We start from the raw sequence: 10,942 nt of genomic DNA, 5'->3' as shown, positions 1-10,942 counted from the left end.
CAGTTGCACTCGCGTCACGTACGACGGTCTACCGGACCAGACCGTGCCACGAAGGCACATCCCGCAGATTGATCACGACTCGATACGCACCCTAGCCCTGCGGACCGCAGCGAGCTGGCCGCATTCCGGCAGCCCTGCGGCATGAGGAGAGGCACAGCCGACACACCACGGGCGGGGTTGCGTTCACGCCGACGCCATTGTGGCATCGGGAAGCGGGCCGACATGGCCACAGCGTGCCGTGCCGGCCGATGCCAGCTTTGTGTGGTTCGAGGAGCGTATTCGGCCCCACCGCTCACTTCAAACCCGTCAAGGCCGTCCGAACTCGCCTGCCGGAGTTGCGTTCAGGCTTGCAACAGCTTGTGGAAGCCGGCCACACGGTCCGACATCGTGATCGCCTCCTGATGCCCTGGAGCTGTACTCCGTCCGCACGCGGGTCGACCACTCCGTGTGAGGACAGGCGAGAACGCGCGTCTCGCAGCGGTGCGCATCCGTGCCCTGCGCGGGCGAGGATGGAGGTACGGGGGTACGTGTCAGCCACCGTGTTCCTCCGTGACAAGGAGGTCGGATCGTGTTCTTCATGGATCGTCGTGACGCCGGCCGTCAACTGGCCGCCCGGCTGGCGCATCTCAAGGGGGCTGCGGTGGTGGTGCTTGGCCTGCCCCGCGGAGGAGTTCCGGTCGCGGCAGAGGTCGCCGAGGCACTGGGCGCGCCGCTGGATGTCTGCCTGGTGCGAGAGCTGGGCGTGCCCTTCCGCCCGGCGCTTGGAATGGGAGCGATCGGGGAGGGCGGGGTACGCATGATCAACGATGACGTGGTGCGCACGGCGCACATCACCCCGAATGAGCTGGCTGGGGTCGAGGCCCGTGAGCGGAAGGTGCTGGAGAGCCGTGCCCAGCGGTACCGGGGCGGGCGGGAACCGATCAGGCTGGAGGGCCGTACGGTGCTGGTGGTCGATGACGGGGTGGCCACGGAGTCCACGCCGCGCGCGGCTTGCCGGATCGCCCGCGCCCGCGGGGCTGCACGGATCGTGCTCGCTGTCCCCGTGGCGCCTCACGACTGGGCCGCACGGCTCGGCGAGGAGCCCGACGAACTGATATGTCTGCACGCCCCACGGAACTTCTTTACGGTCGGACAGTTTTACACAGTCGACTTCTCTCCGGTCGACGACGATGAGGTCGTCGCCTGTCTGGAAGAGGCGGCCGCCCGCCCGGTGAACACCCACCGGACTGAGTCGCGTCACGCCGTGCCCGAGGATCGGGAGGTGGACGTGCGGGCTGGTGCGGTGGTGCTGCGCGGGCAGTTGACGGTGCCCGAGGGCGCGAGCGGGGTCGTGGTGTTCGCGCACGGCAGTGGCAGCAGTCGGCACAGCCCGCGCAACCGGTTCGTGGCCGCCGGACTGAATCGGGCCCGGCTGAGCACCCTGCTGTTCGACCTGCTCACCGAGGAGGAAGAGATCGACCGGGCCAACGTGTTCGACACCGGACTGCTGGCCCGGCGCCTGGCGGACGCAACCGGCTGGTTGCTCGGACAGCCAGAGGCCGAAGGGCTCGCTGTCGGGTACTTCGGCGCCAGTACCGGCGCGGCCGCCGCGTTGTGGGCAGCCGCCGAGCCGGGTGCGCGAATCGCCGCGGTCGTCTCGCGGGGCGGCAGGCCCGACCTGGCAGGGCCACGGTTGCCGACGGTGACGGCACCCACGCTGCTGATCGTCGGGGGCCACGACCAGCTGGTGCTCGACCTCAATCGCGAGGCACAAGCTCGGCTGCGCTGCGAGAACCGGCTCGCGGTCGTCCCCGGCGCCACCCACCTCTTCGAGGAAGCCGGCGCCCTGGAGAAGGTCACCGATCTGGCCCGTGACTGGTTCACCGACCACATGACCCCGGTTCGCCATGCGGCGGCCTGAGGTCGAACGCGTGCTCCGGTAACGGGCGGTGGCTCATGTGCAGCGGCACGATCCCCTGCCCCGTGCCGGAGCGCTCCGTATGCCGACCACGGTGATGAGCGCCATCGTCCGAACCGCAGAGGTCCAGCGGGGCACCACGGGCCGCTTCCACGTCAGTGCCCGCCGACGTTCGGGCCCGCCCTGGGCCGCATCGGAGGGTGGGCCGACATGCGGATCGTACGTGAGGGAGGTTATGGCCAAGGCCATGGTCCGCCGCGTCAGGACAGGATCCCCGTCCGGTGGGTGATCGCGGACGCCGACTGCGGCTGCGCGGCCGGTCGCCGTGACCGGGCGCGTCGCTGACGGCGACATGGAAGCCGCAGCCGGTCACGAGGAAGCGCTCCAGGAACTTCCGGAGATCGGCAGCGGCGGGCCGGTCGGCTACTTCGGCATCAGCATGGGCACCGCGAACGGAGTGCCGCTTGTGGCAATCGAACCCAGGATCACGGCTGCGGTCTTCGGTCTGCACTGGCCCGATGTCCTGGGCGAGAAGGCGAAGCAGATCACCGTCCGATCGAGTTCGACATGCAGTGAGATGACGAGCGCAGCGCCTGTTCAACCTCCCCGACGCGGGCTGCCCGCGGCCGCCCGGCACGGTGTCCACCGGCTGGGCCTGATTCACCACCCGGTGATCAGCTTTTCACCCCAGCCCCCCTGTACCCCGGATCAGCGCTCTCGCCCGGGGTACAGCCGTGTCGTCACCAGGCCCCTCGGCCCAGACCGAGCAGCTCGCCCGCGGCCTGGGCGTCACACCGGACGAGGTGACCGCCGCGTACACGCTGGAGCTGCGGGCCGCAACCATCGACTAACTCAACCACGCCCTTCGCCTCTGAGGAGCGGCGTCGATGCCGACGCATTTCAGGGGGCCAGCTGCGGGCACAGGTCGAAACCGAGGGGCTCGCCATCGGGTGCTTCGGCGCCGCGCCGGTACAGGAGCTGTCGCCGCCCTGTGGGCCACCGCGGAGCCGGTTCACCGGCCACATGGCTCCTGCGCACCGCACACGCACAGCCGCATGGCGCCCCCGTCGCGCGGATCCTTCGCGCATCGCCCGCGACGGCTTTAGCGTGGGAGGGTGCACGACGGTGTGGTCACCCTGTTCCTCGGCGGGGATGTGATGCTCGGCCGGGGCGTCGATCAGATCCTCCCGCACCCCGGTGACCCGGCGCTGCGGGAGGCGTACATCCGCGACGCCCGTGCCTACGTCGACCTGGCGGAGGCGGCGAGCGGGCCGATCCCCCGGCCGGTCGGCTTCCGCTGGCCGTGGGGCGAGGCGCTGCTGGTCCTGGATGACGCCGCGCCGGACGTGCGGGTGGTCAATCTGGAGACAGCCGTCACCGGTGACGGGGACTTCGCGCCCGGCAAGAGCGTCCACTACCGGATGAGCCCGGCCAACCTGCCCTGCCTGGCCGCGGCCCGGCCGGACGTCTGCGCGCTGGCCAACAACCATGTGCTCGACTTCGGCCCGCGCGGCCTCCACGAGACGCTCGACGCGCTGGCGGATGCGGGGCTGCGGACGGCGGGGGCGGGCCGGGACGAGGTGCGGGCGAGACAGCCGGCGATCGTGCCCCTGGGCACCGGCGGGCGGGTGCTGGTCTTCTCCTTCGGAATGCCGTCCAGCGGGATCCCGAAGGACTGGGCCGCCACTGGGCAGCGGGTCGGTGTCGACGTGTTCGCGGAGCCTTCGGCGGCCGCCGCGTCCGCGTTCGCCGACCGTCTTCGGCAGGTCAGACGGCCGGGGGACATCACGGTCGCCTCGGTCCACTGGGGCCCCAACTGGGGCTACGAGGTCTCCCGCTCCGAGGTCTGCTTCGCCCACGTGCTCCTGGACGCAGGCGTGGACGTCGTGCACGGACATTCCTCGCACCACCCGCGCCCGCTGGAGGTGTACAGGGACAGGTTCATCCTGTATGGCTGCGGCGACCTCGTCGACGACTATGAGGGCATCGGCGGCTACGAGAGCTACCGGGACGACCTGCGGGTGCTGTACCTGGTCTCGGTGGAGGCGGACACCGGCCGACTGGTCGACGCGCGGATGGTGCCCCTGCAGGCATGCAGGATGCGGCTGGAGCGCGCCTCACCCGAGGACACCGAGTGGCTGCGCGCCGTCCTCGACAGGCACAGCCGGGATTTCGGCACCCGCGTCGACGGCGGGCCCGACGGCACGCTCACACTGCGGCCCCTGCGCGACAGGCAGCACAGATGATGTGGACCTCAGGCGAGACCACTCAGCACGTGTGCGACGCATGCGACGGTCTAGTGGTGGTCCAGCGGGCGGAGAAGCTGAAGCGACAACACTTCGCTCGAAGATCCGCGACGAAACAGGTCTGCCCGGATCGGCCTCGGGTACGGCCTGGTCCCGGGTGCGCCGCAGCATGTCCCGTGGACTCAGTCCTGCTGCTCCAACGCGTCGGCGAAGGCGCGGAGGGCATCGGCCAGCTCTTTCTTGGTGGGCAGCTCATCCACCTTCTTCTCCAGACTGTCGATGCGTTCCGCCAGGTCGTCCAGGCTTGCCGGAGCCGTGGGATGCGATGTGGGGCCGTCTGTAGGAGATGGGGACTCGGAACCACCCGAGCCTCCCGCATCCGTACCACCGGAGCTGCCGCTGTCGCTGCCACCTGAACCACTGACGGAGCCACTGTCCCCAGCGCCGGTGTCCGCGCCGCCTGCGAGACCGCCGCTTCCCGTATCGGACGCCTCTGCGGACACAGGAGTCGGGCCGGACGCTCCACTGTCCTGGTCGGCTACTGCAATCGCCCCGCCCACACCCAGCACCACTGCGGCTGCCGCGCCGACCAGCGCCACCGTCATCCGTCGCGCCGGGACCTTCCTCATATGTGTCATGCGACGGACACTAACCGCTGATCGCCGCGGAGGGATTCCTTCCGATGATTCGGTGCCGCATGGGCTCCTCGCGCAGGGTGGGGACCTGTTTCGCCCCTACGAGAGCTGACGAGGTGGAGCGGTGCGGTCCACCAGCGCTCGGCCTGAGCTGGTGGCGTAGGCGGCGAACACACCGATCTGGCAATTGTCGATCTTCCCCGACGTGCCGGTGTACTGCCGGCCAACCCCCGCCGATGTGGTGCCCTTCTTGATGAGTTGGGTCAGGGACGGGACGCCGTGCACTTTTCGGGTGTCGGTTTTGCCATCCCGCCCGCCGAACCGGACGTGCCCATTGGCCGAGCATCCGGCTCTCCACGCAATCCGATGGATCAGGCGAGGTACTCGCTGACCTGTCCGACGAAGGCCACATCGTCGTGGCTGGTCCGGCGGAAGCGAGCCCGCATGGATCGACCTCGTCGATGTTGTAAGGCGTGCTGATCTGCGCTCCGCGGCAGCGGCCACAACGTGCACGACAACTCCCGGTGCCTGCCACGCCCGGCCCATGCACCACCTCTCTCTGCCCGGCGTACGTGCGGGACGGCATCGAGGTGCGGAGCATGACCCTCTTCCGGGTGCATGTTGATCGTGGCCAGAACGCATTCTGGGCGCTGGAAGGGGAGACGGAAGAGCTCTACGAGATCGCCCGGGCCGTCCTTGACCCGGACACCGGAAACCTCAACGAGTCCGCCAACGAGGCGCTGGAGTACGTGGGATCCGGCCTGCTGGTGATGGACCGCGTGAGCTCGGACGAAGACTGGCGCGGATACGGCCTCGGCGTGGTCCTCACCGCTTGGAGGCAATTCTCGGGCTGATGCCTGGATGCCGTGCCATCGCGTGCTCGCCGGGCGTCACCGACCTCACCGGCGCGCGTCTGCGTGATCAAGCCGAGTGCGAGCGGGTGACAGCCGAGATCACTCGTGGCTGGGAGAGACTCGGCTTCCGCCGCCATCAGGGGGCGGTTTACTTCCTCTCTCCGGTCTCCGAGGTCCTGGAGGAGCAGCGTGATGTGCTGCGTCGGCGGCTCGCTGAACTCGGCGCATCCTAGCGGGCGGTGCAGTCCGGGGCCTCGTAGCGGGCAGTGCATCGGTGCGGCGGGCGGGAGCACTACCGACGAAAGCTGGCTGTATCTGGCGACCTGGCTGGACCTGGCCACCCGCGAGATCGTCGGCTACTCGATGGCCGATCACCACCGCGCCTCGCTGGTTGTCGACGCGCTGACGATGGCCGCCGGACGTGGCCGACTCCAGCCCAGCTGCATCGCACACTCCGATCGTGGTCGCCTCGACCGGAGCCGGCTCGTCATCCGAGGACACCCCCGGCTCCGGGAACGTGCTCTGGCTCAACTCGTGCATCGCCCTGGTCTGCCGCTCCATCGCCTGCGTGAGGGTCCAGCCGCTGTGCGCCGGCCGGCCTGCTCACTCCGGAGGATGCGCGGCGCCGAGTCACCTGTCTGGGCCAAATGCGCGAACCGGGCCCCGTTGCAGTCGCGGCCGTCGGCCCAGAGCCCGGGTTCGTCGTCGACGTCGTCGGAGCCGCCAGCGGTGTCGACGGCGACGACGTGCTCTACCGGATCGTGAGCAGGGCGGCTAGCCTCCTTCCCTCCGCACGCCGAAGAACCAACAGGAGAGGACAGCATGTCCATTCGCTCTCGGGTCGCAGCCGTCGCTACATCTGTCGCACTGGCCAGTGCAGGAATGCTCGGCCTCGCGTCGCCGGCCTCGGCCGGCACCACAGCACTCATCTGTCCGAGCTATCCGCAGCTCATCGACGGCAGCGGCGGTCACAAAGGGGCGAGGATCTCCTGCACTGGCGGAACGTCGTTCTTCCTTGCCATCAGGTGCGAGACGCTGGATGCCAGCAAGTACCGGTACTGGCACTACGGCAACTGGGCTGCCTCCGGCGGCACTTCAACGGTCTGGTGCGACCTCAACGCGAAGATCATCGCAGCTGAGCCTCGCACGTCATGAGCCTTCCCCTGAAGGGTCCAGCCGCGAGCTACTGACTTCGGCTCGTCAGGGTGATCTTTGTCGATGTGCCTGATGGGCCTGGGGTGCGGGCTGTATCTCGTGCTGTGTGAGACATGCGGATGGGGGCGGGCTGACCGCTGCGGGGCGGCAGTGTCGGGAGGCTACGGCGGCAGGCGGCCGAGTTGTTCGAGCAGAAGATCAAGCCGCTGGAGGTCGCCCAGCGCCTGCGTGTGAGCCGGAAGTCGGCCTACCTGCGCGAGCGCTACCCCTCCGCCCTGGCCGCCTTCGACTCCGGGCGCAACGGACTCTGCCGACGCGAAGCCCACGAGCTCCTCAAAGCAGCCCCGACACCGGCCAAGGCCGAGCGGCTGACCCGCACCCAGCTGCAGGCCGCACTCAAGCGGGCCGGCCGCCAACGCGGCATCGACGCCGAGACCGAACGGCTCCGGGAGGTCTTCCGGGCCGACTGGGCCCACCAGCCGCCGCTGGTCGAAGACGCGCTCGGCAAGCAGATGCTCGCCTTCCTGGTCCAGCGCACCGAGCCACGCACCAAGAACGGGCCCGCGCTGGCCGGCCGAGGCGCCGAAGTCGTCAAGGACGCGATCACCGCCACCATCACCACCCTGCCCGGGCGACTGCGCAGGTCGCTGACCTGGGACCGCGGCCGGAACTGGCCCAGCACGCCCAACTCCGCGTCGACGCGGGGCTCCAGGTCTACTTCGCAGACCCCCACAGCTCCTGGCAACGCGGCACCAACGAGAACACGAACGGCCTGCTGCGGCAGTACTTCCCCAAGGGCACGGACCTGTCGCGCTGGAACGCCAACGAGCTCCAGGCCGTCGCCTCCACGCTCAACAACAGGCCCTGCAAGACCCTCGGATGGAAGACACCCGCCGAAGCCCTCAACAAGCACCTACTATCTCTTCAGAAAGCCGGTGTTGCGACGATCACTTGAGTTCAAGCAGTACACGAGCAGGGCCTTCGCCGAAGCCTGCAGGCCAGCAGGGGTTCGGCGAAGCATGAGCGCGGTTGGATCCAGCGCGGACAACGCCCTCGCCGAGTCCTTCAACGCGACCTTCAAACGCGAGACCCTGCAAGGACGAAAGAGCTGGCCCAGCGAGCGCGAAGCCTGCCTCGACGCATTCCGATGGCTCCACCGCTACAACACCCGACGCCGACACTCCCGCCTCGGACACCGCAGCCCCATCGCCTACGAAGCCGCATCCACAACAACACCAATTACACTGGCACCAGTCGCATGACCCGTGTCCAGGATTCGGGGTCAAGGCCCCTCCACCAATCCTGGTGCGGTTCAGTCTGCGCGCCAGTTCAGCCCTTGACCCCGTGTCGGTCAGATGATCGCGAGCTTACCTACCGTGGTCGCCCTTGCCCTTGCCCTTGCCTCCGTGGTCGCCCTTGCCCTTGCCCTTGCCTCCGTGGTCGCCCTTGCCCTTGCCCTTGCCCTTGCCTCCGTGGTCGCCCTTGCCCTTGCCCTTGCCCTTGCCCTTGCCCTTGCCACCGTGGTCGCCCTTGCCACCACCGTGGTCGCCCTTGCCACCACCAGCACTGCCTGTCGGACCAGTGGGTCCGGTACTGCCTGTCGGACCAGTAGGCCCGGTACCGCCCGTCGGACCAGTAGGCCCGGTACCGCCCGTCGGACCAGTAGGCCCGGTACCGCCCGTCGGACCAGTAGGCCCGGTACCGCCCGTCGGACCAGTGGGTCCAGTACCGCCCGTCGGACCAGTAGGCCCGGTCGGCCCGGGCGCCCCGACGCAGGACGGCACGGTGATGGCGTTGTTGTCCAGGGTGACCGCGCTAGTACGCGCCAGGGCCCGGCCCTGGATCTCCGTGCCGTTCTGTACTGTGATGGACTCCGAGGCCAGGATACTGCCCTTGAAGTTGGAGAACGTCCCGATCGTGGCGGAGCTGCCCACCTGCCAGAACACGTTGCAGGCCTGAGCCCCATTGACAAGTCTGACGCTGCTCGCTGAGCTTGTGATCAAGGTCGATGCCGCCTGGAAGATGAAGACGGCGCCGGAGTTCCCCTCTCCGTCGAGGGTGACGGTCCCAGTGAGGGCCATTGAGCTTGTGGAGTTGTAGACGCCAGTCGTAAATGTCTGTCCTCCGAGGTCGACGCCCGTCACGTCCCCTGTCGGAGTCCGACCCTCCGCGTCGTTGTAGGCGATGCCCAGGTCGTTCTTCGCCGTGAGAGCGGGACCGTTGGCTACGTTCTGAGCGCCGAAGACGAGACCGGGCGGGAAGTTTGTCACAGAACTCCCCGGGCTGAGCCCGAGGTCTCCGTTGAGAACGGTGGGGGTGACCGTGTTGGTGACCGTTGAGCCGGCCAGCACGGCGTAGCTGATGCCGGTCCCCAGTCCCACCGGAGCCTCCGCTGCATACGCGGCGGTGGTGAAGAACGTGGTCGTGCTCAGCAGAGTCACACCGGACAGCACGGCGAAGGACGCCCTGCGCCAGATACGCCTGCGCCGGACTCGCTTGCGCCCGTCTTCCGAGAAGGCGGACAGAGTGGCAGCCACAGCCATTGAAGGTGGTCCTTCCTGTTTCGGGGTGGATTGCGTCTGCCGACCCACAGCCGCTGCACATCAGGTGACGAACGCCCACCTGAGCACCGAGTCCGCTGGAGCGGGAGACCACAGAACACACAGAGAACACACAGTGACGAATTGTCACACAGGGTTCACCAGGTGTGGACCTATGCTCACATATGCTGGTGATAAGGCCAGGAGACGCGAGGGTGAGTGCCCATCACCTGTCGCACTGTCACGCCATCGGTGGTCGCGCGTAACACCTCTGGCCCAGCGCCCGGCCGACCGCAGCAGCCCCTTCGACGAGCGGACGACCGCGAGTGCGGCCCCGCCGCCCCGCCCGTGCTGCCGGCCCACGTTCCGGTTCCAGGGCAGGGCGCGCATATCGAAAGGCTGGGGCGATGAACCGCGCTGCACACTGGATGCGGGCGATCTGCTGGGCGATACGGCGTGATCGATGTACGGGGTGACGGCGGCGAGGACCAAGCGCTGGAGTTCGGCCGGTTCCAAGGCCTCAACTTCCCATTGCACGGGGTGTGGGGATGGGCGGCGCGCAGGGCTGTCACCCCTCCACCGAGGTGGAGCGCTACGTTCTCTGGTGACAACGTACCCGTTCTTGTACGCGTCGGACGGACCTGCCGTAGCCGGAGGTCAGTCCGCGTACACGAAGATGAGACACAGGGCTGCGAAGGGCACGACGGACCCGCCGAGCAGCGTCAGCACCGCCGGGACCGCCGCTGTCAGTCGCCTCTTGCCCTTGCGCCGGCCCGAGCGGAACACCGCGCGGGCCAGGACGAGCGGCAGCGCCACGAGGGCGAGGAAGATCACCGGCGCCAAGAACCGACTGAACGCGGTGGTGCCGGTGTCGGTGATCAGATGCCAGGCGGTCGTACCGAAGAACACTGCCGGGCCGACCAGCAGGTAGAACGAGAGGCCCAACGCCACGGCGACGGTCACTCCTTCCGTCAGCCGCTCGGCCCACGCATGCTCCCGGCGCACTTCCGCTATCCCTCTGTCCCCCATGCCCATTCCCCCTGTTGCCGCAGTTCGGTGTCGCCGCGCCAGCGCTTCGGTCGAACTGCTCAGTCCGTGGCCAGCAGAAAACGATAGCGTCAGGGCCCAGGGCTGCGGACGCGATGATCTGTGGGCCTACCGGCCCGTCAGACCTCCTGCGCTCCTCTATGCGACTGGCGTTCCGCTCGACCAGCGACCCCTTCCGCGGCCGGTCTCGCACCCGCTGGACAACGCGGGCTGTCCCGCCAAGCGCCACACCGTCACGCGATTACTGACTTCGGCTCGTCAGGGCGAGCTCACACGCAGGCGCTGGGCGACCTCCAGCGGCTTGATCTTCTGCTCGAACAACTCGGCCGCCTGCCGCCGTACCGCCTCCCGACGCTGCCGCCCCGCAGCGGTCAGCCCGCCCCATCCGCATATCTCACACTGCACGAGATACAGCCCGCACCCCAGGCCCATCAGGCACATCGACAAAGATCACCCTGACGAGCCGAAGTCAATACTGACTTCGGCTGGCTAGGGTGACGTTGGGGTGTCGACGGCCAGGCCGGTGCCGGCTATGAAGCCGTCGAGGGTGTCGGGCCGGTACTGCAGG

At 68.5% G+C, this 10,942-nt stretch carries 8 protein-coding genes and 5 pseudogenes; 9 read left to right on the top strand and 4 right to left on the bottom strand.

The window, feature by feature from the left end:
• Positions 1-568 precede the first annotated feature (568 nt).
• The 3 genes and pseudogenes from ABZY11_RS38835 to ABZY11_RS38825 all read left to right on the top strand — a co-directional run bounded on the left by ABZY11_RS38835 (position 569) and on the right by ABZY11_RS38825 (position 4,143).
• A complete protein-coding gene (locus ABZY11_RS38835; RefSeq protein WP_356483680.1) occupies positions 569-1,900 on the top strand; it encodes a phosphoribosyltransferase in 1,332 nt (443 codons plus the stop codon).
• A 373-nt stretch (positions 1,901-2,273) separates the two neighbouring features.
• Positions 2,274-2,470: pseudogene (locus tag ABZY11_RS38830) on the top strand (alpha/beta hydrolase); the annotation flags it as partial.
• A gap of 542 nt (positions 2,471-3,012) precedes the next feature.
• Positions 3,013-4,143, top strand: a complete 1,131-nt coding sequence (locus ABZY11_RS38825) for a CapA family protein (protein WP_356483679.1) — start codon at positions 3,013-3,015, stop codon at positions 4,141-4,143.
• 182 nt (positions 4,144-4,325) lie between these two features.
• On the opposite strand, the gene ABZY11_RS38820 is transcribed toward ABZY11_RS38825, so the two are convergent.
• Positions 4,326-4,781 carry a hypothetical protein gene (locus tag ABZY11_RS38820; RefSeq protein ID WP_356483678.1) on the bottom strand — a complete coding sequence of 152 codons (456 nt, stop codon included), beginning with the start codon at positions 4,779-4,781 and terminating at the stop codon, positions 4,326-4,328.
• A gap of 123 nt (positions 4,782-4,904) precedes the next feature.
• Positions 4,905-5,033: pseudogene (locus ABZY11_RS38815) on the bottom strand (transposase); the annotation flags it as partial.
• A 344-nt stretch (positions 5,034-5,377) separates the two neighbouring features.
• Here ABZY11_RS38815 and ABZY11_RS38810 point away from each other — a divergent pair.
• From ABZY11_RS38810 to ABZY11_RS38785, 6 genes and pseudogenes are all read left to right on the top strand, one after another.
• Positions 5,378-5,632: a hypothetical protein gene (locus ABZY11_RS38810; protein WP_356483677.1), complete on the top strand. Its 255-nt coding sequence runs from the start codon at positions 5,378-5,380 to the stop codon at positions 5,630-5,632.
• A complete protein-coding gene (locus ABZY11_RS38805; protein ID WP_356483681.1) occupies positions 5,632-5,865 on the top strand; it encodes a hypothetical protein in 234 nt (77 codons plus the stop codon). Before ABZY11_RS38810 ends, ABZY11_RS38805 begins: the two co-directional genes overlap by 1 nt.
• Positions 5,866-5,926: 61 nt before the next feature.
• Positions 5,927-6,097, top strand: a pseudogene (locus ABZY11_RS38800) (DDE-type integrase/transposase/recombinase); the annotation flags it as partial.
• A 417-nt stretch (positions 6,098-6,514) separates the two neighbouring features.
• Positions 6,515-6,787, top strand: coding sequence for a hypothetical protein (locus ABZY11_RS38795; protein ID WP_356483676.1), 273 nt, complete (start codon positions 6,515-6,517; stop codon positions 6,785-6,787).
• Between the two features lie 542 nt (positions 6,788-7,329).
• A pseudogene (locus ABZY11_RS38790) lies at positions 7,330-7,742 on the top strand (IS30 family transposase); the annotation flags it as partial.
• Positions 7,743-7,749: 7 nt separating this feature from the next.
• Positions 7,750-8,049: pseudogene (locus tag ABZY11_RS38785) on the top strand (integrase core domain-containing protein); the annotation flags it as partial.
• A 105-nt stretch (positions 8,050-8,154) separates the two neighbouring features.
• Here the strand turns inward: ABZY11_RS38785 and ABZY11_RS38780 are convergent.
• Both ABZY11_RS38780 and ABZY11_RS38775 read right to left on the bottom strand, forming a co-directional pair.
• A complete protein-coding gene (locus ABZY11_RS38780) occupies positions 8,155-9,330 on the bottom strand; it encodes an ice-binding family protein (protein ID WP_356483675.1) in 1,176 nt (391 codons plus the stop codon).
• A gap of 654 nt (positions 9,331-9,984) precedes the next feature.
• On the bottom strand, positions 9,985-10,332 hold the full coding sequence (locus tag ABZY11_RS38775) for a hypothetical protein (protein WP_356483674.1): 348 nt from the start codon (positions 10,330-10,332) through the stop codon (positions 9,985-9,987).
• Positions 10,333-10,942 lie beyond the last annotated feature (610 nt).

It is taken from the genome of Streptomyces sp. NPDC006510 (assembly GCF_040611955.1).
In the GTDB taxonomy this organism is placed as follows: Bacteria; Actinomycetota; Actinomycetes; order Streptomycetales; family Streptomycetaceae; genus Streptomyces.
Note: the sequence above shows the minus strand (reverse complement) of the source record. Positions and strands in the feature narration are given on the sequence as shown.